The 22,970-nt window shown below is 65.5% G+C and carries 22 protein-coding genes; 10 read left to right on the plus strand and 12 right to left on the minus strand.

The annotated features are described in order from the left end of the window. Positions 1–64 precede the first annotated feature (64 nt). Together QCE83_RS15995 and QCE83_RS16000 are read left to right on the plus strand one after the other, a co-directional pair. A complete protein-coding gene (locus QCE83_RS15995; protein WP_309812630.1) occupies positions 65–1,309 on the plus strand; it encodes a DUF1479 domain-containing protein in 1,245 nt (414 codons plus the stop codon). A 57-nt stretch (positions 1,310–1,366) separates the two neighbouring features. Beyond that, positions 1,367–2,614 (plus strand): ABC transporter substrate-binding protein, encoded by a 1,248-nt coding sequence (locus tag QCE83_RS16000; protein ID WP_404984885.1) that lies wholly within the window; start codon positions 1,367–1,369, stop codon positions 2,612–2,614. Positions 2,615–2,624: 10 nt separating this feature from the next. Here QCE83_RS16000 and QCE83_RS16005 read toward each other — a convergent pair whose 3' ends face one another. The 5 genes from QCE83_RS16005 to QCE83_RS16025 form a co-directional block, all read right to left on the minus strand. Further along, positions 2,625–2,981 carry a hypothetical protein gene (locus tag QCE83_RS16005; RefSeq protein WP_309812632.1) on the minus strand — a complete coding sequence of 119 codons (357 nt, stop codon included), beginning with the start codon at positions 2,979–2,981 and terminating at the stop codon, positions 2,625–2,627. 958 nt (positions 2,982–3,939) lie between these two features. Continuing rightward, entirely contained in the window at positions 3,940–4,914 is a 975-nt protein-coding gene (locus QCE83_RS16010; protein WP_309812633.1) for a ferritin-like domain-containing protein, read from the minus strand. Between the two features lie 273 nt (positions 4,915–5,187). Further along, the gene (locus QCE83_RS16015; RefSeq protein ID WP_309812636.1) at positions 5,188–6,333 is read right to left on the minus strand and encodes an epoxide hydrolase; all 1,146 of its coding nucleotides are present in this window, start codon (positions 6,331–6,333) and stop codon (positions 5,188–5,190) included. 95 nt (positions 6,334–6,428) lie between these two features. After that, positions 6,429–6,707 (minus strand): hypothetical protein, encoded by a 279-nt coding sequence (locus QCE83_RS16020; protein ID WP_309812639.1) that lies wholly within the window; start codon positions 6,705–6,707, stop codon positions 6,429–6,431. A 144-nt stretch (positions 6,708–6,851) separates the two neighbouring features. Then, positions 6,852–7,394 (minus strand): low affinity iron permease family protein, encoded by a 543-nt coding sequence (locus tag QCE83_RS16025; RefSeq protein WP_309812641.1) that lies wholly within the window; start codon positions 7,392–7,394, stop codon positions 6,852–6,854. 192 nt (positions 7,395–7,586) lie between these two features. Here QCE83_RS16025 and QCE83_RS16030 point away from each other — a divergent pair, with 192 nt between their 5' ends. Next, complete coding sequence (locus QCE83_RS16030) at positions 7,587–7,826, plus strand: hypothetical protein (RefSeq protein ID WP_309812644.1); 240 nt, start codon at positions 7,587–7,589, stop codon at positions 7,824–7,826. Between the two features lie 10 nt (positions 7,827–7,836). On the opposite strand, the gene QCE83_RS16035 is transcribed toward QCE83_RS16030, so the two are convergent. Continuing rightward, a complete protein-coding gene (locus QCE83_RS16035; RefSeq protein ID WP_309812647.1) occupies positions 7,837–9,057 on the minus strand; it encodes an MFS transporter in 1,221 nt (406 codons plus the stop codon). A gap of 101 nt (positions 9,058–9,158) precedes the next feature. Between QCE83_RS16035 and QCE83_RS16040 the strand changes: the two genes are divergently transcribed. Continuing rightward, complete coding sequence (locus QCE83_RS16040) at positions 9,159–10,097, plus strand: LysR substrate-binding domain-containing protein (RefSeq protein WP_309812650.1); 939 nt, start codon at positions 9,159–9,161, stop codon at positions 10,095–10,097. Here the strand turns inward: QCE83_RS16040 and QCE83_RS16045 are convergent. Continuing rightward, positions 10,094–11,017 carry a LysR family transcriptional regulator gene (locus QCE83_RS16045; protein ID WP_309812652.1) on the minus strand — a complete coding sequence of 308 codons (924 nt, stop codon included), beginning with the start codon at positions 11,015–11,017 and terminating at the stop codon, positions 10,094–10,096. The two genes, QCE83_RS16040 and QCE83_RS16045, sit on opposite strands and share 4 nt — an antisense overlap. 126 nt (positions 11,018–11,143) lie before the next feature. Between QCE83_RS16045 and QCE83_RS16050 the strand changes: the two genes are divergently transcribed. Together QCE83_RS16050 and QCE83_RS16055 are read left to right on the plus strand one after the other, a co-directional pair. Further along, positions 11,144–12,343: a M20 aminoacylase family protein gene (locus QCE83_RS16050; RefSeq protein WP_309812655.1), complete on the plus strand. Its 1,200-nt coding sequence runs from the start codon at positions 11,144–11,146 to the stop codon at positions 12,341–12,343. Then, positions 12,340–13,647 carry an MFS transporter gene (locus QCE83_RS16055; RefSeq protein ID WP_309812658.1) on the plus strand — a complete coding sequence of 436 codons (1,308 nt, stop codon included), beginning with the start codon at positions 12,340–12,342 and terminating at the stop codon, positions 13,645–13,647. The genes QCE83_RS16050 and QCE83_RS16055 overlap by 4 nt, the downstream gene beginning before the upstream one ends. A gap of 15 nt (positions 13,648–13,662) precedes the next feature. Here QCE83_RS16055 and QCE83_RS16060 read toward each other — a convergent pair whose 3' ends face one another. After that, positions 13,663–14,661, minus strand: coding sequence for an ABC transporter substrate-binding protein (locus QCE83_RS16060; protein WP_309812661.1), 999 nt, complete (start codon positions 14,659–14,661; stop codon positions 13,663–13,665). A 113-nt stretch (positions 14,662–14,774) separates the two neighbouring features. On the opposite strand from QCE83_RS16060, the gene QCE83_RS16065 reads away from it, so the two are divergent. Beyond that, positions 14,775–15,281, plus strand: a complete 507-nt coding sequence (locus QCE83_RS16065; RefSeq protein WP_309812663.1) for a MarR family winged helix-turn-helix transcriptional regulator — start codon at positions 14,775–14,777, stop codon at positions 15,279–15,281. Here the strand turns inward: QCE83_RS16065 and QCE83_RS16070 are convergent. From QCE83_RS16070 to QCE83_RS16085, 4 genes are all read right to left on the minus strand, one after another. Beyond that, a complete protein-coding gene (locus QCE83_RS16070; protein ID WP_309812664.1) occupies positions 15,278–16,651 on the minus strand; it encodes an efflux transporter outer membrane subunit in 1,374 nt (457 codons plus the stop codon). The genes QCE83_RS16065 and QCE83_RS16070 overlap by 4 nt on opposite strands. A gap of 7 nt (positions 16,652–16,658) precedes the next feature. Continuing rightward, positions 16,659–18,656 carry a MacB family efflux pump subunit gene (locus QCE83_RS16075; RefSeq protein ID WP_309812666.1) on the minus strand — a complete coding sequence of 666 codons (1,998 nt, stop codon included), beginning with the start codon at positions 18,654–18,656 and terminating at the stop codon, positions 16,659–16,661. Next, positions 18,650–19,837, minus strand: a complete 1,188-nt coding sequence (locus QCE83_RS16080; protein ID WP_309812668.1) for an efflux RND transporter periplasmic adaptor subunit — start codon at positions 19,835–19,837, stop codon at positions 18,650–18,652. Before QCE83_RS16080 ends, QCE83_RS16075 begins: the two co-directional genes overlap by 7 nt. 96 nt (positions 19,838–19,933) lie before the next feature. Continuing rightward, positions 19,934–20,566 (minus strand): nitroreductase, encoded by a 633-nt coding sequence (locus tag QCE83_RS16085; RefSeq protein WP_309812670.1) that lies wholly within the window; start codon positions 20,564–20,566, stop codon positions 19,934–19,936. 382 nt (positions 20,567–20,948) lie between these two features. Between QCE83_RS16085 and QCE83_RS16090 the strand changes: the two genes are divergently transcribed. Genes QCE83_RS16090 through QCE83_RS16100 form a run of 3 tightly spaced genes read left to right on the plus strand, consistent with a single transcriptional unit; the run spans position 20,949 to position 22,957 of the window. Then, entirely contained in the window at positions 20,949–21,194 is a 246-nt protein-coding gene (locus tag QCE83_RS16090; protein ID WP_309812671.1) for an MbtH family NRPS accessory protein, read from the plus strand. A gap of 3 nt (positions 21,195–21,197) precedes the next feature. Further along, entirely contained in the window at positions 21,198–21,995 is a 798-nt protein-coding gene (locus QCE83_RS16095; RefSeq protein WP_309812672.1) for an alpha/beta fold hydrolase, read from the plus strand. Beyond that, positions 21,983–22,957, plus strand: a complete 975-nt coding sequence (locus tag QCE83_RS16100) for a TauD/TfdA family dioxygenase (RefSeq protein WP_309812674.1) — start codon at positions 21,983–21,985, stop codon at positions 22,955–22,957. Before QCE83_RS16095 ends, QCE83_RS16100 begins: the two co-directional genes overlap by 13 nt. The last annotated feature ends 13 nt before the right edge of the window (positions 22,958–22,970 follow it).

Below are 22,970 nucleotides of genomic sequence, written 5' to 3' on the forward strand. Positions count from 1 at the left end.
GTATCACCGGCGTTTTGGCGCGCGTCATATGCTTGCGCTCAAGCTATTCACACGGGAGACGATCATGGCGCTGCATATCGACGACTTGCCGGGCGCGATCCGTCAGGCAAAAAAGGAGTTACGCGCGGCCTTGCCGAAGTATCGCGAGGTGTTCGCGGAAGTCGAGGAAGCCATCAGCGAGGAAGCACGGCGGATCGCTGCACAGCGCGATCGCGGCGAGAACGTCATCCCTGAAATCCAGTACGCCGACATCGCTGCGAAACGCGTCTCCGATGCGCACATCGCGCTCGTGAAAGCGCGCGGCGCGTGCGTGATCCGCGGCGTCTTTCCGCGGGCGCTGGTGCAAGGCTGGGACGACGACATCGCCGCGTACGTGGAGCGCAATCATCTCGACCAGCGTCTCGAACACCGCGCCGAAGACAAGTACTTCGGTCAGCTGGCGTCCAGCAAGCCGCAGATCTATGGCGTGTACTGGTCGAAGCCGCAAGTGCTGGCGCGCCAGTCGGAAGCGCTGACCGAGGCGCGCACGTTTCTCAACGGGCTATGGCGTCACGAGAGCGAAGGGCGCGTGCATTTCGATCCTTCGCGCGTGCCCGTCTACGCCGACCGCTTGCGGCGCAGGCCGCCGGGTTCGGCATCGCTCGGGCTCTCGGCGCATTGCGACGGCGGTTCCGTCGAACGCTGGATCGAAGGCAATTTCCGCAAGGTCTATCGGCACGTGTTCGCGGGCAACTGGCGCGCCTACGATGCCTTCGACGCCGCGCATCGCACCGACGTGGAGGAGATCGCTTCGCCGGCCGTGTGCTCGATGTTCCGCACTTTCCAGGGCTGGACCGCGCTGACGCCGCAAGGTCCGGGCGACGGCACGCTGCAACTCGTGCCCATCGCCAACGCCATGGCGTACATCCTGTTGCGCGCGCTTCAGGACGATGTCGCCGATGACGACCTGTGCGGCGCGATGCCCGGCCGCGCGCTCTCCATCCGGCCGGAGTTTCATGCGCCGCTGTTCGAGGCGTTGTCGTCGATCCCGAAGATGGAGGCAGGCGACACCGTGTTCTGGCACAGCGACGTGATTCACGCGGTCGAGGACGAGCACAAGGGCGCGGGCTACAGCAATGTGATGTATATCGCGTCGGCGCCCGCGTGCGCGAAGAACGACGCGTATCTCAGGCGCCAGCGGCCGAGCTTCCTGAAGGGCGAGAGCCCGCCCGACTTTCCCGCCGATCACTTCGAAACCGACTTCATCGGCCGTGCCACGGCGGACGATCTGACGCCGCTCGGGCGGTCGCAACTCGGGCTCGATCTGTAGTCCGGCGGCTTAAGCGTTGTATTGCGTTGCATCCATAAAAATACTTCGGAGACTGGAATGAAACGACACCTGACGTCGATGGCGGCGGCAGCCGCACTGCTCGTCGCGGGCATGCAGTCGGGACACGCGGCGGAAGCGCTTTCGGTGCTGCACTGGTGGACGTCGGGCGGCGAATCGAAGGCCATTCGCGTGCTCAAGGACGACATGAGCAAGCAGGGCTACGAGTGGAAGGACTTCGCGGTGGCAGGCGGATCGGGCACGGCGGCGATGACGGCGCTCAAGACGCAGGTGATCTCGGGCAACGCGCCATCGGCGGCGCAGATCAAGGGGCCGCTGATCCAGGACTGGGCCGATCAGGGCGTGCTCGTCACGATCGATCAGGCCGCTTCCGACTGGAAGAGTCATCTGCCCGCGCCCATCGATCAGGGGATGAAAGCGGACGGTCACTATGTGGCCGTGCCGTTCTCGGTGCATCGGATCAACTGGCTGTGGATCAACAAGGCCGACCTCGACAAGGTCGGCGGCCAGCCGCCCAACACGTGGCCGGAGTTCTTCGCGCTCGCCGACAAGTTTCGTGCGGCGGGCATCACGCCGGTCGCGCACGGCGGCCAGCCGTGGCAGGACATGACCATCTGGGAGACGGTCGTGCTGTCGCAGGGCGCGGAGTTTTATCGCAAGGCGCTCATCGATCTGGATCAGAAGACGCTCACGTCACCGCAGATGGTGCAGGTCTTCGAGACCGTGCAGAAGATCCGCGGCTACTTCGACAAGGCCTATCACGGCCGCGACTGGAACCTCGCGACGGCCATGGTGATCTCCGGCTCGGGCGGCATGCAGTTCATGGGCGACTGGGCGAAGGGCGAGTTCCTCAACGCGAACAAGAAGGCGGATGCCGATTTCGTGTGCGCGCCCGCGCCGGGCACGGCGCAGGCCTTCACATACACGGCGGATGCCTTCGTGTTCTTTCAGCAGAACGGCAAGAAGGACGCAACGCCCGGACAGCTCGCGATGGCCCGGACGATCATGTCGCCCGGGTTTCAGGAGCAGTTCAGCCTGAACAAGGGATCGATTCCGGTCAGGCTGGATGTGCCGATGGACAAGTTCGACACTTGCGCGAAGAAGTCCCGCGCCGACGAGCAGGCGACGCTCAAGTCGGGCAGCTTCTTCCCGTCGCTTGCGTTCGGCGAACTGCAATCGCCGGTGACGGCGGGCGCGATCACCGACGTCGTGACCACCTTCATGAACTCGAACGAGGATGCGAAGGAGGGCGTGCGCAAGCTGGCCGCTGCGGCGAAGGTGAGATAGCGCGCTGCATTTACTCGGTGGACTTCGGCTGTTGGCGCATGTCGCGGCTGGCGGTGGTCGACGCATCGTTGTCATGCTGGCGAGCGCTGCTGCTCATGCTCATGTCGCCCGGCACGCGATTCCACGGGCTCGAAACGGGCTCGCTGTGATAGGTCATTCCGGCCGTGGCGGCGCCGTGCGAGCCGCCGCTGCCGTTTCCGCCGTTGCCGTTGCCTCCCGCAAGCGCAACGGATGAAGCGAGCGCGGTCAATGCGCCTGCACCGATGATAAGGACCCTGCTGGAAGCGCTTGAATGGTTCATCGCGATCTCCTGATGTTGTTCCTGCGACCGATCCCAAGGCAGTGAAAGAGCGCCTGGGTTCTTCACTTGAATACGAGCGAAGCGATGTGCCGGATGCAGGAAGAACCTCGCCTACTCGGATGATCGGCTGAGGTTGCCCGGCGCACCGCCGGGTCCAGCCGGATCCGGATTGCCGAATCGGGGCAGGGCGCCGCTGCTCCTTGCGGCGCGCAATTCGTCTTCCACTTGCTTGCGGGTTTTGGGGCCTGTCGTTGAGGACAGGTTCGGGCTCGCTATATCGACTGCTGGCGCTGCAGTCACAGGTTGCTCGCTCGGCGCTACGTCAGGCTTTGCTGTCTCGGCCGCTGGAGGTTCATTGACGGGTGGCGCATCAGCGGGAGGCCGGGAAACGGTCGGGTTGTGAGCTTGCGCGACTTCATCGCGAAGCTGCGCGGACCGTTTGGCGTGTGCTCTCGTGCTGACTGAATGATCCGAACGTGCACTCTTCGCCTCCGGAGCCGGCCTGGCTTCTGCAGGGAGCCGGTCTGCTTCGGGCGTGCTCTTGCTTTCGTCCCGCGCGTCGACGGCCGTGCTCGACGCTGGCGCAATCGGAGCCGCGGGAACAGGCTGCTCTCGTACCGCCCCCGCCGACACCGCCCCGCGTTGCCGTGAAGAGTTCATCTGATCGTCCATGCGTGGCGCATCGTGTTTGAGCCACACGCCTGCGAGCGCAACGACCAGGGCCGTCACGCTCACACCGATAACAACAGGCCGATCGAATCGACGGATCATCAAAACGTGTATTCCTCCCGATGAATGTATTCAAGTGAAGATTGAAAGACGATCAGTACAGCCGGAATCACCGTGAGTGAAGCAATTGCAGCGCCACGCCCGCGAGCAGGAACGAGACGCCCAGGACCAGCCGGATGCGGAAACGCCATGCACCCGCAGACAAATCGCGCATGAAGAACCTCCAAAGTGTGGTGTCCGGTCGCAAGAAGGCTTCGAGCCGTCGCGGCCGGACGTACAGGTCATTGACTCCGTTTTAGGCGAAAGCGCTGCTCATGTGAAGCGTGCCATTGACGCCGGCAGGAAAGAACCCGCCCTGCGTCACCGCGCCCTTGTTCAGATAGACGATGTTGAGCACGTCGTCATAACTTCTGCTAAAGGCGATGCCGTTGTTATCGAGCGGCACGATATTGGAGATATCCGCGTTCACGCCGGCGATGCCCTGATCCACGTCACTCGATGAATCCAGCGAGTCGCGCGCATCCGAAATGGCCTGCGTTGCACTCACGAGACTCGGCGTCTGGATGCCTTTCGAATACAGCACGGTCCTGACGAGACTCGCGTGATAAGCCTCCGCCGCCAGAATGCCGGCGGCCGCCTCGAGATAGGTCTTGTTGGTGATGAGCGGCGCAGCGCCTTTATAGGCCGTGACGCCGACGTCTTCGAAGATGAAGGCGCCAAGCAGAAAGTTATTGTCGTTCAGATAGGGATTGAACGGCGTGCCGGCGGGCGCGAGGCCCGCAGCCTGCGCCGCGAGCGAGAACGCGCCGTTGGGATCCGTGCCGCCGACGTCGAGCGCGGGCATGGCCACCGCCGACGTGCCCAGCGCCGTGCGCAGGAAGGCCACGTGTTCGAGTTCATCCTTCGCGATCTCCCGTGCATAAGCGGCCACGACGGGATCCGAGAACGACACCTGCTGACCCGGAATCACCTTGCCGGGCGTGCCGGTTCCGCTCATGAGATTCGCGGGCAGGCCGGCCCCGGTCGTCGCATAGGCATAGAAGGTCGCTTCGAGATATTCGAGGTTCAGCGCGAAGTTGAGAATCTCGGCGTCGGTCGGGCCGCTTGCCGCGTTGGCGTTATCGCCCGAGCCGCCTCCGCATGCGCCGAGGATGGTGCCGCCCACGAGTCCCAAGCCGAGACCGCCCGCGCTGCGAAAGAACTGGCGCCGTTTCTCGCGCCGTTCGACGCGCCGCTCGAGTACGTTGGTGATCGAAGCATTGTCTGCCATGTCCATCTCCTTGGTTGTACCTTTGGACGCCGTGCATTCGGCCCTGACAGGGATGAACGCACGCCGCGGGAGAGCGGACTGCCACATGAGCTTTGCGATCAGCTCGTACCGCTCATCGGGCGATACGAGATGCCGTCTTCAACCGGATTCGCGCCGTAACAGATGCTTTCACTTCACGCACCGCTTCGCGCACCTTTACCGGAGCCGCGGTGCGGTAGTCGGTATCGAACGCCGATTCCAAGGCGCGTCCGTTGACGCTCGCTTGCTGACTCGTTATCGGCGTGAATCGCTCAACCAGCCGCGTAAGTCCTCGACAAAGAAGGCGGGCGCTTCCATCGCGGCGAAGTGTCCGCCTTGCGGCGCCACGTTCCAGCGCCTGAGATCGTAGCCCTTGCGCACCCAGCTCTGCGGCGGCGCCGGCATGCGCGGATCCGGGTAACAGGTCACCGCGGTCGGGACATCGACGGTATGCCCCAACGGCATTTGCCGGACGCCTTCCATCCGGCTGCCGAGATAGAAGTTCGTCGAGGACGCAAAGGCATCGTTCATCAGGTAGACGAGGATATTGGCGAGCAGCCGCTCCTTCGGGAAGATCTCTTCAAAGCTTCTTTCTCGCCGATCCGACCAGTCGTGAAACCGTTCGAGTATCCATGCCGCCTGTGCAGCCGGGTTGTCGTGCATTGCATAGGCCAGCGACGCGGGCTTGCTCCCCTGAAGCTGCGCGTACGCGCCGAGCGTCTGTTGCGTGCGCTCGACCTTGGTTTTCCATTCGCGTTCTTCGTCGGTTTGCGGCTGGGCATCGGGATGGACGAGCACGTAGTTCAAGTGGATGCCCTTGATGGCCGCACGATGCTCGATACCCAGCCACGCGGCGATTCCGGAACCCCAGTCGCCGCCTTGCGCCAGATATCGGTCGTAGCCGAGTTGCTGCATGAGTGTGTTCATGATGCCGGCGGTCGTCCGCGCGCCGATCGGCGAGGCCGGCTTCGCGCTGAATCCAAATCCCGGCAGCGAGGGGATGACGAGATCGAATGCGTCGCTTGCGTTGCCGCCGAATCGTGACGGAAAAGCCAGCGGTTCGACGACATCGCGGAACTCGACGACCGAACCGGGCCAGCCATGAAGCAGCAGGAGCGGGTTGGTTCCGCGCGCCTCGCCGATCACATGGATGGCGTGGATATCCAGATCATCGACCCGCGCCATGATTTGCGGGAAGCGATTCAGTTCGCGTACGCAGGCGTCGAGGCTGAACTCGTCGGCCCAGAAGTCGAGAAACGATCTCAGATAGGCCGGATCACAGCCGTAAGACCAGCCGTCGTCCTGCGGAAGAGCGGGAAGAGCAGGGAGGGAAAAGTCCCTGACCTTACGGCGAAGTTGATCGAAGCTTGCCGCAGTCCAGTCGACCTTGAAATCGTTCATCGGAGACTCCTTGGGGAAAGACGCTTACGCTGGGAACATCGCACTCGGCAACGGCCACCTCGGATCGCCCTTCGCATGCGATCAGTTAGCGCGCGCTATTGCGGGATCTCGTCGATGCTTGCCGGATTGTGCGCCGTGACGCCATTCTGTCCATGACGAAACTTCGACAACGCCCGGTGCACTTGGAGCCGTGCACGCATGACGGAACCGAGCGGCCGGTGCGCGGCAAGACGGTGCGCCGGACGGAACGTCATGCGCTCATCGAAGAACGCGACGCGCGCTGGCCCATAGGCGTCCTGACGCGGAATGCGCAGCGTCGCGATCGTGCGATACGGGCTTTCCTCGACCGGCTGCGACTCGTCTTGCGTCCACAATTGGGGATATGCCGTCCTGCGGAATCTTTTCGATGGTGTCGCTGTAGGGGAGGTAGGTCATCGTGTTCTCTAATGAATGCAAAGACATCGCATGCGGGTATGACCGTCCGCAATGGCTGTTCCCACGATGACGCCCCCAACGCTTCAGTGCTTCTTCTTTCCGGACCGATGCTGTGCGTCCTGCAACCGACGAGCGATGTCCGCGGCGGCATTGACATCCGGATCCTCGGCGCGCGGCGTACCGCTTTCGCCGGCGGCCAGCTTCAGATAGGCGGCTGCCAGTTTGCGAAGCTCGTCTTCGGATGCGTCCTCGATCCCGATCAGCTGATTGTTGGCCTTGCGATTCGAGGCCAGCAATTCGTTGAGTTTCAGGTGTACGGCGACGCTGTCCTTGTTGGCGCTCTGCTGAATAAGAAAGACCATCAGGAAAGTGATGATCGTGGTGCCGGTGTTAATGACCAGCTGCCAGTTCTCGGAATAGTGGAAAAACGGCCCGGAGATGATCCAGGCCACTACCGAGATGACCGCAAGGGCGAACGCGAGCGGCGAACCGGCCCAGCGTGTGACGGCGCTGGCAAAGCTGTCGAAGGCGCGCGTGAGCGGATGACGGCCCGCATAGGCTGGCGTCGAGGTCGAGGGAACCGTTTCGATGGGATCGGCTCCTGCGAGATGGTCCTTGCTGTTCATGACTAGTTCGAAAGTGGAGATTCGGGCAACAATTTAAGCTGTCCAGCTTTCGACTAACCTACGTTGCACACTTCGATAAGCGCGCCTTACGTCCGTCGTATTTTTCCCGGAAGGTCAAGGAAAAATGGTGCATGAGCTTTTGATGAAAGCCGTGTCTGACTCGATGGAAGCCTCTGGAAGACACGGCCATGCATGGCACAAGCACTGGAACACCGCTGTGATTCGATCAAACGTGTCACCACCAAAGGCTTCGACATCTCCATTACCGTCGTTCGCCCCCGTCCCGGCGCGGGATGGCGTATCGAATTTGCGCACGGCAATGGCTGTTTCGTCGTCGTCACCGCGAGTCAGGCCGAAGCGCTGCGGCTGGCCGTGCGAGTCCGGCCGGATGTCCCCGTTCGAATGCTGCTCGACGCCGCGCCGTCGCTCTGAGTCTCTTCCTTTAGCTGCCCGTCTCGCGCAGATGCCGCCCCAGCATCAGCGCGACCGGCACGATAACCAGCGCCGTCAGCGCGGTCGCGATCGTGGCGTCCTGCACGCCGATGCGGTCGCCAAGCAACCCGTAAGCCACCGGCGCGAGCGCGCCTGACGCGATCGTGCCGGTATAGAACAGCGCGAAGGCGCGCTCCGTGCGCTCCACCGGCGTGAGTTCCGGCACCGTTCCATACAGCACGGACGATGTGCCGTTGAGCATCAGCCCGAGCAGCGGCAACACGACGAGCGCGGGCGCGAGCGGCAGAAAGATGACGGCGAGAATCAGCGCCGCCGTGCCGCCTTCGGTGGCCAGCACGGTGCCGATCGGACCCATGCGCGCACCGAGCCAGCCGCACGCGAACTTCCCCGCCGCTCCGCCGATGAACACCAGCGCGAGCGCGGTGCCCATCATCGCCGGGGAGATGCCCTTGGCTTTCAGCAGGAACGGCAGGAAGGTCAGCAGGCCCATGCGCACGGCGGTATCGAGCACGCCGATGGTGAGCAGCAGCGAGAAGCCGGAACGCGCGCCCTGCACGGCCTGCTGCGCGGGCTCTTCGACAGCAGCGGCGCTGCGCGGGATCGACGGGAGAAAAAGTGCAATGACCGCCGCGACCAGCATGCCGATGCACGACATCGCCCAGAGTGCGTGCCGCCACGGCATGACTGTGATGAGCAGCGAGATGGTCGCCGGCAGCGCGGACTTGCCGAGGTCGCCGGCGAAGTTGTAGACGCTCAGCGGGCCGCGCGCCTGGCGTCCATAGGCGCGCGAGACGGCGCCGGAGGCCAGCGGATGTTGCGTGCTCGAGCCGCTCCCCGAGACAGCCAGCGCCACGCACAAACCCGGCAGCGTTCCCGACAGCCCCGCGACCGCATAACCCAGCGCGGCCAGCAGCGTGCCGCAGGCGAGCGTCGCGCGCGTGCCCCACATGCGCGCGAGACGTCCGGCGGGTAGCTGGAGCGTCGCCATGGTGCCGGCGTACACGCCGCGCAGGATGGCCAGCGCGCCGTAGCCCAGGCCGAAGTCCGCCTGCCAGACGGGCAGCAGGGCGTAGATCATGTCGGTGTAGCCGTCGTGCAGCGCATGGGCCATGCAGGAAAGCCACAGGACGCGCTTGCGGGTTTCGACGCCCGGCTCGCCGCGTTCGTCAGCCGCGCGCGCAACCGGGGAAGAGAAGGAAAAGAGTCGCATGCTTCAATGAGCGTGATGGTTCTGAGCCTCCGAGTCTAGGTGGCCCCGAAACGCCCGACAACTGACGTAAAATCGGGTGAGACGGGAAAAAAAGTCACCTCATGAGCACGCGCGGACGCACATCGAAAGACCCCGACAAGCTGCCGCCCTTGAACGCCTTGCGGCACTTCGAGGCCGTTGCACGCCTGGGCAGCTTCGCCGCTGCGGCGGAAGACCTGCACGTTACGCACTGGGCGGTCGGCAAGCAGATCCGCTTGCTGGAAGACTGGTTCGGCGTGCCGCTGTTCGAACGCCGTTCGCGCGGCGTCGTGCCCACCGACGAAGGCGCCGCCTTGCTCAATGACGTCAACGGCGCGTTCGCGCGCCTGAGCAGTTCGGTCACGCGGCTGCGGCACGAATCGATCACCCGCCGGATCACGGGCGTCGTGCGCGTCAATGCGCTGGCGAGTTTCGCGCTGTGCTGGCTGATCCCGCGCCTCGCCGATTTCCAGGCGCGTTATCCGGATATCGACGTGCGGCTGTCCACTACGTCGCGCAGGCTGCGTTATGTCGGCGATGCCTTCGATATCGGCGTGCGTTCGGGTCCGGAAGAAGCGAGCGGCCTGCACTCCAGCACACTGATGCCCGATGTCCGCCTGCCCGCGTGCAGTCCGTCCACACTGCTGAGCCATCCGATTCATACCGTCGCCGATCTGCGCCACCACACGCTGCTGCATTCCACCAGCACGCGCACGGCGTGGTCCGACTGGCTGCGCGCGGCGGGCGCGCCGGGCCTGCAGGGCGCGCGCCATCTCGACTTCGATCACGTTTTCCTGCAACTGGGCGCGGCGTCGGAAGGGCTTGGCGTGACGCTGGCGTCGCTGCCGCTGATCGAACGCGACATGGCCGCCGGACGTCTCGTCTGTCCGCTTGCGGGGCCGGTGTGGCGCGGGCCGGATTACACACTGGTCGTCAACGCCGAGCGTGCGGACGATGACGCCGTGATGGCGTTCAAGCGCTGGATCCGGGAGCAGGCGTCACGTCACGCGGTGACACCCTAACGCACTTTCTCCTCCAGAAAGCTCTGCGCAAGCTGCTTCCAGAGGTGATCCGCCGCAGGCGACAACCGCCGCCCGACGCGCGTCATCATCTGACTGGCGAAGCCCTCTGCGATCGGATGATCGATCGGCACCGCCACCAGTTCGCCCAGATCGATGCCGCGCCGCGCCGTGATCGACGACATGAACGCCACGCCCAGTCCCGCCGCCGCGAGCGTCTGCGCCGTGTTGAACAAATCCACGCGATAGGCCGGGATCACGGTCAGGCGCACGTCGTCGAGCAGGGACTGCACGAACTGCTGCACGCCGAACGCCTCGGTCATGAAAATGAGCCGCTCGCCATCCAGTTCGGCGGGCGGCACCTTCGGCATCGAGGCGAAGCGGTGCGTCGGCGCCACCACCGCGCACAGCGGGCGCGCGGCGAACGGATGCATGCGCATGGCGGGATCGTCGGCGGAACGGGCGGAGAGGCCGATGTCCACGGCATCGTCGCGGACCATCGAGAGCACGGCGGGCGTCGGCCCCGAGCGGATCTCCACCAGAATGTCCGGATATTTCATCGAGAAGCGTTGCAGCGCCCGCGCAATCAGATTGCCGATGAACCCTTCGCCGACGCCCAACGCCACCCGGCCGCGCCGCAGATGCCGGTATTCCTCCAGCCGCGCGGCAAGGTCGCGCTGACGCCGCTGGCCGTCGCGATAATGCTCGATCAGCACCTGCCCGATTTCCGTCACCACCACATGCCGCCCGCGCCGCTCCACCAGCGGAAAGCGCAGCCGCCGCTCCAGCGCCGCAATCTGCCGACTGATCACCGACGGATTCACGCCCAGCGTTTCCGCCGCCATCCGCACGCCGCCGGTCGCGGCGATTTCGGCGAGATAACGCAGCGCACGCTCGCCGATGTCCTCGATCGAATCGCTCACTTCGTCCGTCCATTGTTGACTTGAAGGCAACATTTTGGATGCGTTGCAGTCATCGGTCGAGTTTTTCGTCGGTGCAATACTCGCCGTATGACTTCCGCGCAGCCATAACAGGAGGAGCCCCGCGCCATGAATCAAGCCCACGAACAGCATTTCTGCGAACTCGCCGATCTCGCCGACGCCCGCCCGCAACTTGATGAAATCCGTCATCACATTCACCAGCATCCCGAGTTGTCGTACGAAGAAGCGGCGACGTCCCAATTCGTGGCCGGGAAGCTCGAAGCCTGGGGCTACGCGGTGACCCGCAATGTGGGCGGTCATGGGCTGGTGGCGTCGCTGTCGGCCGGCACGAGCAAGCGCACGGTCGGCGTGCGCGCCGACATGGACGCGCTGCCGATCAAGGAGCAGACCGGTCTGCCCTACGCGAGCGTTCACGACGGCAAGATGCACGCGTGCGGCCACGACGGCCACACCACCGTCCTGCTGGGCGCGGCGCAGCATCTCGCGAAGACGCGCAATTTCGACGGCACCGTCCACCTGATCTTCCAGCCCGCCGAGGAAGCCGGTTCGGACAGCGGCGCGGAACGCATGATCGCCGATGGCCTGTTCGAGCGTTTCCCCTGCGAAGCCATTTTCGGTCTGCACAATCATCCGGGCGTCGCGACCGGCACCTTCGGCTTTCGCGCCGGCCCGCTGATGGCGGCCTGCGATACGGTCAAGCTGCGCATCGTCGGCCGCGGCGGCCACGCGGCGCGTCCGCATCTCGCGGTGGATCCGGTGGTGGTCGGCAGCAGCATCGTGATGGGCTTGCAGACCATCGTCGCGCGCAATGTCGATCCGAACGAAGCGGCGGTCGTCACGGTCGGCTCGTTCCGTTCAGGCTTCGCGGCCAACGTGATTCCCGAAGACGCCACGCTCGAAATGAGCGTGCGCTCGTTCTCGCCCACGGTGCGCGCGACGCTGGAGCAGCGCATTCGTGCATTGGTGGAAGCGCAGGCGCAGGCGTATGGCGCGACCGTCGAGATCGATTTCATCCGCGGCTATCCGGTGCTCGTCAACAGCGCGGCCGAGACGGAGTTCGCGCGTCAGGTCGCGGAAGAGCTGGTCGGGCCGGAGAAGATCATCTCGCCGTTTCCGCCGATCGCAGGCAGCGAAGACTTCGCGTTCTATCTGCAGAAGGTGCCCGGCTGCTTCGTGCGGCTCGGCAACGGCGAAGGCCAGCCGATGCTGCACAACGCGCGCTACGACTTCAACGACGACAACCTCACGGTGGGCGCGGCCTTCTGGACGCGGCTCGTCGAACGTTTCCTGAGCCAGGACCGCGCATGAACGCCACGACGCAATCGCTTTCCGGCGCGGGCGCGCACGGCGTGCAGATGTCGCCCTCGCAGCAGCGCAAGATCGTCTTCGCGGCGGTCATCGGCAATCTGCTCGAATTCTTCGACTTCACGGTCTACAGCTATTTCGCGCTGACCATCGGCCGGCAGTTCTTTCCGTCGAACGATCCGGTGACGTCGTCGCTGCTCGCGTTCGCGGTGTTCGCGGTCGGCTTCGTGATGCGTCCGCTCGGCGGCTTCGTGCTCGGCCGTTATGCCGATCGCGCCGGCCGCAAGCCCGCACTCACGCTGACCATCCTGCTGATGGCGCTCGGTTCGGTGGCCATCGGCCTTGCGCCCACCTATGCGCAGATCGGGCTGGCCGCGCCGTTGCTGATCGTGGTCGCGCGTCTGGTGCAGGGCTTCGCGCAGGGCGGTGAATTCGGCGCGGCCACGGCGACGCTGCTCGAAATGGGCGGCACGGCGAGCCGCGGCTTCCGCGCGAGCTGGCAGCTGGCGAGCCAGGGCGCGGCGGCGCTGCTCGGCTCGGGTCTTGCGGCGAGCCTCGGTTTCCTGCTCTCCGATGAAACCATGCACAGCTGGGGCTGGCGCATTCCGTTCCTGATGGGCACGCTGATCGCGCCGGTCGGCATCTATCTGCGTCGACACATCCAGGAGGAGCCGCCTGCCGCGAAGGCGGTCGCCAAGCGCGACGATCCGAAACGCGGCCTCTACGTGCGCAACTGGTTCCTGACGATCTTCTCGATCATGGGCATGTCGGTCTCGACGTACGTGATGATGTACTACATGCCGACCTACTGCATCCAGTACCTTGGACTGCCGGCGAAGATGTCGATGCTCGCGGGTGTCGCGTCCAGCGTGATCTCGCTCGTGATGTGCCCGATCTACGGCGCGTGGTCGGACCGCATGGGCAAGCGCAAGCCGCTGACGCTGATCGGACGCGTTGCGCTGGTCGTGCTGCTGTATCCGGCCTTCTGGGTGATGACGCATTTCCCGTCGCTGCCGGTCGTGCTCGCCACGCTGATCGTGCTGATGCTGTGCTACACGATGGGCTCCGCGCCCGCCTATGCGCTGATGCCGGAGAACTTCCCGAAGCATCTGCGCGCCGGCTATATGTCTAGTGCTTATGCGATCGCCGTGTCGGCGTTCGGCGGCACCGCGCAACTGGTCGCGGCGTGGCTGATCCGCGCGACGGGCAACAAGATGGCGCCCGCGTGGTACATGATCGGCTGCGTGCTGATCTCGCTGATCGCCGTCTCGATGTTCGAGGAGACGGGCGGCAAGGCGCTCGACTGAGGCGTCCTTCTGGCGTCAGGTAGCCAGGAGATACGGCACGAAGAGATCTTCGATCGTATGACGCCGGCGGGTGAGCCCCTGCTCGTGGTGATAGCGCAGGATGGCATTGAGCGCCTTGCGGTTGCGCTCGATGCCATAGGGCCACCAGTCGTCGCCGAGTTGCTTCAGGTTGCGTTGCATGAGATCGGTGAGCCAGGGCACCATCGTTGCCGTGTTGTTGAAGGTCATGCCCTTCGTCAAGGCTTCGCGGGCGGCGTCTTTTGCAAGGCAGAACCCGCGATAGATGGTCTTCACGATCTCCGGCTGTTCCTCCACCAGTGAACGGCGCAGCGCCACCGTGTGCATGATCGGAAAGATGCCCGTGCGCGCGAAGTAGTCGTTTTCCATCTCCACGAAGTTCTCGAAGAGCCGTCCTACGTTGGGTGAGCCGCGCAGTACGCATGCGGGGATGTCGGCGGAAATCAGCGCGTCGATCTCGCCCGCTTCGAGCAGTTGCCCCAGGTCGACTTCCTTCGACGCCCATTCCACGTCAATACCCGCCGGATGAGGCCTTTCCACGAAATCGATGGGGTCCATCGGAAAGTCGATTCCGCCTATCAGCCAGCGGCACTGCGCCGGGTCGAAGCCATGTTCGTCGGACAGCATGCCCTTCGCCATGACGCCCGCGTCGTGTCCATAGAGCGCCAGTTCGCCGATCCGCTTGCCCGCCAGATCCGCCGGGCTTTCAATGCCGCTTGCCTTGTTCACGTAGATGGCCGAGTGGCGGAAGCAGCGGTTCAGGAACACGGGGAGCGCGAGCAGGTCCTCGCCTGAATCGATCGCGCGCAGAAGATAGGTCATGCCGAGCTCGGAGACGTCGAAGCGCCGCGCACGAAGCATGCCCTCGAAAATCTGCGTGACGATGCGCTCGGTGTGATAGCGCGCCTCCACGCCCTCGATGCCGACCGTGCCGTCCCTCAATGCCTGAACGCGGTCATAGTTCCAGAATGCGATGTCGAGCGGTACCTGATTCATGAAGCGTCTCCTTCGAGATGGGCTTGAGGAACAGAGTAGTAAATATATTTACCACGTGCAAGTGCTGGCGTATGTGAGATATTCTTCACAAAGAACGACGGAGCGCGACCGACATGAAGATCAAGGGAAACGAACTGAAGGAGATGTTCGCGAACGTGTCGCTGGGTGCGCCTGAGCGTGCCATCGGCTTCGTGTTGTGGCGCATGTTTCATCGCTATCAGCGGGCCATCGACCGGGCCATGGCGCCGCTCGATCTGACGCATCTCCAGTTCACGGTGCTGACGCTGATCGCCTGGGCCACGCGGAATGGCGAAGAGGTGTCACAGGCCGAACTGAGCCGCACCAGCGACATCCATAAGATGCAGCTCTCGCAGATCCTCAAGACGCTGGAAGCGAAGGGCTGGGTGCAACGGGTGTCGAGCAGCGTCGATGTGCGCATGAAGAACGTGCAGCTGACGCGTACCGGACTGACGCGGGTGCGGAAGGCGCTGCCGCTTGCCATCGACGTGCAGCGGCGGCTCTTCGGTGACGAAGGGATGCCAGAAGGCGATCTGCTCAAGACGTTTTCGACGCTGCTTCATCGCATCGAACAAGAGACGGATGAAGCGGAGCCTGGCTAATGCCACCCGCCACCCAGCGCCCGATACGTCGCCACCGCCGCGCGCAGCCGCGCGAGATGCAGTTGCACATGCTCATCCTCGGCGCTGTACAGCGTGCGCTGGGCATCGAGCACGGTGAGCGCCGTTTCGGCGCCCGCGCGATAGCGGCTCTGCGCCAGTTCCAGCGTATGCCGCGCCTCGCTTAGCTCGTCGTCCTGCGCGCGCGTCTGCGCATCGGCGCCGCTGCTGGCGTTGAGCGCGCGCTCGACATCCGCGAACCCGCTCACGATGGCCTTGCGGTACGCCGCCAGCAATTCCTCCTGCTGCGCCTGCGCAAGATCGCGCCCGGCGGCGAGCGCGCCGGCATCGAAGATCGGCGCGGTCAGGCTCGCCGCGACGCTATAGAGCGGATTGTCGAAGATGCGCTGCGCGCGGTCGCTGCCCGTGCCAAGGTAAGCGCTCAGCGTGATGCTCGGGAACATCGCGGCGCGCGCGGCGGCGACGTCGGCGTGAGCGGCGGCGAGCTGCGCTTCCGCATACGCGATATCCGGACGGCGCGTCAGCAAGGACGCGGGCACGCCCGCATCGACCCCCGGCGCGTTGACGGCATCCAGCGTGCGCGTCGTTACGATGAACCCCGTCGCGGGCACGCCGAGCAGCGTGGCGAGCAGCGCTTCGCTGTCGTTGCCCTGCTGATGCAACGCCGCCGCCGCACGCTGCTGCGACGCCACCAGCGTGCGCTGCTGCGCGGCATCGAGCGCGGTCACATAACCCGCGCGATATTGCGATTCGACATTGCGCAGGATCGCGCGCGCCGTCTCGAGATTGCGCTGCGCGATCTGCTCGCGTTCGCGCAGCGCGACGGTTTGCAGCCAGCTGTCGGCGACGTCGGCGGTGAGCGTCATCTGCACGGTCGCCTGGTCGAACGCGGAGGCGCGCACGCGCTCCACGGCGGCGTCGCGCGTGGCCTGGTTCTTTCCCCAGAAATCGAGCTCGTACGTCGCCGACACCCCCAGGTCGAACGCGCTCCCGCTCGGCAACTGGTTGTTCACCATGAAGCCGCCCTGGCGGCTGGCATCGGCGAAACCGGTTACGGCGGGCAGCAGCGCCGCGCCCGCGATGGTCGCGTTGGCGCGCGCCTGTTTCACCCGCGCGACGGCGGCGGCGAGATCGAAGTTCTGCGCCGTCGCCTGCGTGACGAGGCGGTCGAGTTCGTGGTTGTCGAAGCGCCGCCACCAGTCGGCCGTGACCGCGTCTTCCGGTCCGCCCGCGATGGCATAGCGGTAGGTGGCGGGCGTCGTGACATCGGCGGGCGGGATGGGCGGCCGGCTCAGGCAACCGGCCAGCAGCATGCAAGCAGTGACGGATGCGAAGGCAAGGAAGCGTCTCATGGCGTCCTCATTCGCTGGACAGCGCCACGACCGGATCGAGCCGCGCGGCCTTGCGCGCCGGCATGAAGCCGAACACGAGGCCGGTGAGCAGCGCACACGCGAACGCAGCGATGATCGCGCGCACCGAAAAGATGGCCGGCACGCTAGCCGCAATCAAGCCCGCGCCGATCAGCACGCCCGCCAGCACGCCGAGCGCGCCGCCGATGCCCGAGACCAGCGTCGCTTCGGTGAGGAACTGGCGCAGGATGTCGCGTTGCCGCGCGCCCGTCGCAATGCGGATGCCGATCTCGCGCGTGCGTTCCTTCACGGTCATCAGCATGATGTTCATCACGCCGATGCCGCCCACCAGCAGCGAGATGCCCGCGATCAGCCCGAGCATCAGCGTGAGCGTGTCCTGTGTCTCCGACTGCGCCTTCACCGACGCCGCGCGGTTGTAGACGTGGAAGTCGCGCAGATGATGCGCTCCTTCGAGCACCCGCCCGATGTCGGTGGCGGTCTGCTCCGACTGCGCGATGTGATCCACCAGCACCGAGATCCACGACAGATGTGTGGTGCCGAGCACGCGGCGGCTGCCGGTCGAGAAGGGGATGAGGAGCACGTCGTCGTCATCGGCGTCGCCCGAGGTCGCGCCTTTCTCCTCCAGTTCGCCGATCACGAGAAACGGCGTGTTGTTCACCAGCACGTACTTGCCGACCGGATCGGCCGGGCCGAACAGCTTCTCGCGCAGACGCTTGCCGAGCAGCGCGACCGTCGCGAGCCGGCGCTCGTCTTCCGCGTTAAAGAACACGCCGCGCGCCGGCTTCCAGTTCAGCACGCGCGAGCCTTCGGGGCCGACCGCCCACAGCGACGTGCGCGTGTCCGCGTTGCCGTAGCGCAGTGTGACGCCGCCGGTGAGGAAGGGCATCGCGTATTCGACGTTCGGTACGTGCGAGACGAGATCGACGTCCGCGACGGACAGCGTGCCGCCCGGCGCATGCGCGGACGGGCCGTCGGGCGTCACGTACATGCGGTTGGTGCCGAAGCTCGCCATCTTCGCGATCACTTCGCGCTCCGTGCCGGTGCCGATCGCCAGCATCACGATCACCGACGCCACGCCGATGATGATGCCGAGCAAGGTCAGCAGCGTGCGGAAGCGGTTGATCCACACAACGCGCCACGCGGCGCGCATGGCCTCGTGCGCGTCGGTGAGGAACGACGCCGTGTGCGCGGAACCGCTCGACATCGAGCGCAACAGCGACGCGCCATCGAGCGCGGCGGGGTTTGGGGCGGGTTTGTCTTCAGTGCCTTCGAGCGAATCGGCGACGATGCAGCCGTCGCGTATCTCGATCGACCGATGCGCCCGCGCGGCCACTTGCCGGTCGTGCGTGATGAGGATGATCGTGTGCCCCGCCGCCGACAGTTCCGCGAGCAGCGCCATCACTTCCGTGCCGCTTTTGGAGTCGAGCGCCCCGGTGGGTTCGTCGGCGAGCAGGATGTGGCCGCCGTTCATCAGCGCGCGGCCAATCGACACGCGCTGCTGCTGTCCGCCGGACAACTGGTTCGGCCGATGATCGAGCCGCTGTTCGAGCCCGAGCCGCGCGAGCAGTCCGGTGGCGCGCTCGCGACGCTGTTCCGGCCGCACGCCCGAATACACGGCGGGCACTTCCACGTTTTCGCGCGCCGATTCGGTCGCGATCAGGTGATAGCCCTGGAACACGAAGCCGAAGGCCTCGCGGCGCAGCCACGCGAGTTCGTCGGCGGACAGCGTCGCGACATCGCGCCCGGCGAAGCAGTAACTTCCCGACGACGGCCGGTCGAGGCAGCCGAGGATATGCATCAGCGTGGACTTGCCCGAACCGGACGCGCCGACGATCGCAACGAACTCGCCCGCCGCAATCGACAGCGACACGCCGCGCAGCACCTGCACCGGCGGCTCGGTGCCGTCGCCGCCATAGGACTTGCAGACGTCGCGCAGTTCGATCAGCGGCGCGTCATGCGGCGGCAGCGGGGATGCCGGCGTCACCATTCGAACTTCCCGTCGGCGCCGCGCACGCGCCGGATGCCGGTGACGAGACGCTCGCCCGGCGCGAGGCCCGAGCGGATCTCCGCGTTGAGCCGGTCATGCACGCCGACGCGCACGTCGCGCGTCACGACCCGGCCGTCCGCCAGCACCCGCGCCTGGTAGCGGTCGCTCGAACCGGCCACCGGCGTGAGCGCGGACAAGGGCGCGAGCGGCACGTCATGCGCTTCCTGCGCGACGAAGAACACCTGCGCGCTCATCTGCGGCAGCAACTGGTTGTCCTGGTTCTTCACGTCGAACAACACCGTGTAGGACACGACCTTGCCGGTGTTGATCGCGTTGGCGTTCGGCGCGGCCTGCTGGTCGCCGCCGCTCGGCGGGGCCGTGTTGGGCGGCGCGGGCAGCACCTGGCGCACCGTGCCGTTCCAGCGCGTGTCGGCGCCGAGCGTCGTGAACCAGACCGGCATACCGGGCTTCACCTTCAGCACATCCGCTTCGGAGACTTGCGTCCAGACCGTCATTGTCGAGAGATCGGCGATGCGCAGGATGATCGGCGTCTGATACGTGGCGTTGAGCGTCTGGCCTTCGCGTGCATCCAGCGTGACGATGGTGCCGGACATCGGCGCGTAAATTTTCGTGTAGCCGAGCTGGGCTTCGTCGCCCTGCAAGGTGGCGCGCGCGCCGTCGATTTCCGCGGTCAGGTCGGCCACCGTCGAACGCCCGCTCTGCCACGCCGACAACGCGCTTTGCAGGTCTTCCTCGCGCGTCGAGCCTTCCGACATCATGCGGCGCTGGCGTTCGTACTGATGCTGCGCGAACGCAAGTTTCGCCTGCTCGCCTTCGAGGCGCGCGCGCAGGCTCTTGAGCGCGGAGGCATCGACGTCGTAGCGGGCCTGCTGCACGCTCGGATCGATCTCGACCAGCAGTTGGCCCTTCTTCACGGTATCGCCCGGCTGCACCGTGATGCGGCGGATTTCGCCCGAAGCCTGCGCGCCGATATCGACGTAACTGTGCGGCTGCAAGGTGCCGAGCGCGGTGACGCTCAACTGGATGTCGCCGCGCGAGATCGCGACGGTATCGACGTGCTCGACCGTCCTGAACAGCAGCGCCCACAACGTGAGCAGCACGAGCAGCGCGACGGCGAGCAGAGCAAGGGCCCGTGGGGAGGCTTTGATGGCGTGTCTCATCGATGCAGTTTCGAGCCGGCGGCATGCGTTCTGCTGGCGCAACGCCGCACGACACTGATTCTTTTAAGGAGCTGCCGCTGCAGGACTTCGAGCGTGTCAGGACGCGGCGGCGGGCACGGTCAGTTCACGCACGAACTCTGCGCGCTCGGGACGCGCCGGCGGCCGTTCGGACGAGCGCTTCGGCGTGCCGACGAACAGGAAGCCCAGCAAGCGTTCCGACGCGCCGAAGCCCAGCGCCGCGTGCATCGCGGGTTCGTAGGTATCGTCGCCGGTGGCCCAGAAGCCGCCGTAGCCGAGCGCGTGAATGGCGTTCAGCAGGTTCATCGTCGCCGCGCCGACCGACATCAGCTGCTCGATCTCCGGGACGTGCGAAGTTTCATCGATGGCCGCGCCCAGCGCGATCACCACCGGCGCCGCAAACGCCTTCTGCCGCCGGTGAGCATGCGCCGAGCGCGGCTCCTCCGGCGTGCGGGCGCAGGCGAGGTCCACCAGCACGTCGCCGAGCGCGCCGCGCGCGTCGCCGCGCACCAGCACGAAGCGCCACGGACGCAAGCGCGCATGGTCCGGCGCGCGCAACGCGGCATCGAAGATTTGCGCGAGTTCGGCATCGTCCGGGCCCGGCTCGGCGAGCGGCCAGTGCGACTGGCGCGACAGCAGCGAAGCAAGCACGGTCTGCGCGCGATCGGTAGGTTCTGCGGTGAGAGCAGCGTTCGGAATAGGCGAGTTCATCGCGAGTTCGGGCGGGTTTTGACCGCCGTCATGATGGCCGAACTCGACACTAAACGCAAACGATTCGCATTTGGTGAAGGTGAAGATTTGCCTTCACTTCCGACGTTTTACGGACCGCTTACAAGGCAATTGCGTGTTTTGACGAACCGCGCGTCAGCTTGACAAAGACGGGCGCAACGCTCAGAGTAGCGCTTCTAAACAGCAATGATTCTCATTTATGACGATGCGGGCCGAGGTGCGCCGAGCGTCGCGAATGCTGGCTGTCCAGTGTCGCCGTCCCCGTCATCTTTGCATCGTCTGGCGATCTTTCTGATCGCGAAAGGGTTTCGTTGTGTCCGTCACGCATGGCAGCCGCTCGGCTGCGGATCCATTGGAGCGATCGATGAGCTGGGGCGACGAAGACACCAATTTTCACGTGGTCATCAACGACGAAGAGCAGTATTCCATCTGGCCGGACTACAAGGCGATTCCCGCGGGCTGGCGACAGGCCGGCAAGTCGGGCAAGAAGGCCGAGTGCCTCGCCTATATCGATGAAGTCTGGACCGACATGCGCCCCTTGAGCCTGCGCCGCGCGATGGAGGCGGATGCCGCCCGCGCGACAACGGCACAGGCCGATCCGGCCGCCTGACGCATGGCGTTCGCCGCCGCACCCGGCGTCATGCCGCGCGTGCAGCTGTTCTGTCTCGCGCATGCGGGCGGGACGGCTGCGTTGTATCGGCGCTGGTCGCAGCGGCTGCCGGCGGAGGTGCAGGTCGTGCCGCTGGAGTTGCCGGGGCACGGCGCGCGCCGCGATCAGCCCGCGCACACGCAGTGGCCCGCGCTGATCGACGGCCTGTGCGCGGACTGGCGCGCGGCGCGCAATCCCGCGTTGCCGTTCGCCGTGTTCGGACACAGCATGGGCGCGCTGGTCGGGCTGGAGCTGTTGCATGCGCTGCGCGGGCGCGGCCTGGGCGAGGCGGTGTGGCTGGGGACATCGGCGTCGGTGGGGCCGGCTTGCCGGGTGCTCGAAACGGACTGGCTCGAGTGCGGCGTGGACCGGATGATCGACAAGCTGCGCGCGCTCGGCGGCACGCCGGAGGCCTTTCTCGCCGACCGTGACCTGATCGCGTTCCTGTTGCCCACGCTGCGCGCCGACTTCCACCTGTGCGGAACTTTCATAGCAGGCGGCAAGGCCCGCGAGCCGCTCGACTGCCGGCTCACCGTCTTTACCGGCCGCGACGATCCCGCCACGGTGCGTGAACAGGACGTGCTGCGCTGGCGGGACGAGACGCGCGGTGCGTTCGCGCGCCGTGCCTTCGAGGGCGGCCATTTCTATCTCGATGAAGCATTGGATGCGGTGCTGGAATGCGTCGCCGCTGCGCTTGCGCAGGCGGGGGCGCGCCCGTTGGACGGCGAGCCGCGCGAAAGAGGTGAAGCATGGATGCGATGACCAGTCATATCGAAACGGCGTTCAGCGAGCGCGTGATCGAGGAGAACGGCACGCGTGTGCTGGAGATCCGTCCCGCGCATGACGAGGCTGCCGCGCCTGATCCGGCCGCGCTGCGCGCGCGGGTGGACGCGGCGAAGCTGCAGTACGGCGGCGTGCTGCTGCGCGGCTTCACGCCGCTCGACGCCGCCCAATTCAACGCGTTTGCCGCGAGTTTTGGCAAACCTTTGCTTTCCTACGAGTTCGGCTCGACGCCGCGCAGCCGGATCGAGAAGGACGTGTACTCGTCGACGGAATATCCCGCCGATCAATGGATCGACCAGCATAACGAACAGTCCTACACGCTCAAGTGGCCCGGCTCGATCTGGTTCTACTGCACGGTCGCCGCGCAGTCGGGCGGCGCGACGCCGGTCGCCGACAGCCGCCTCGTGCATGCGCGTCTGTCGCCGGCATTGCGCGAGCGTTTCGCCGAGCACGGCGTGATGTACGTGCGCAACTATGGCAATGGCCTCGATCTGCCGTGGGAGCAGGTGTTCGGCACCGAGGACCGCGCGGAGGTGGAGCGCTATTGCGGCGCGCATCGCATCGACTTCGAATGGCTCGATGAAGGCGAAGCGCTGCGCACGCGCCAGGTCTGCCAGTCGGAGCTGCGTCATCCGCTGACGGGCGAAAGCGTCTGGTTCAACCAGGCGCATCTGTTCCACGTGTCCAACTTGCCGGAGCCGGTGCGCGAGGCCTTGCTCGACGTCGTCGATGAAGACCGTCTGCCGCGCAATACCTTCTTCGGCGACGGCACGCCGATCGACGCCGCCATGCTCGACGAGATACGCGCCGTCTATCGCGACACGATGCTCGCCTTCCCGTGGCAGGCCGGCGATGCGCTGGTGCTCGACAACCTGCTGATGTCGCACGGCCGCGCGCCGTTTGCCGGCCCGCGCCGCGTGCTGGTGGCGATGAGCGCCTGAACTGCCGTGCCCT

This window comes from Caballeronia sp. LZ034LL (genome assembly GCF_031451215.1).
GTDB lineage: Bacteria > Pseudomonadota > Gammaproteobacteria > Burkholderiales > Burkholderiaceae > Caballeronia.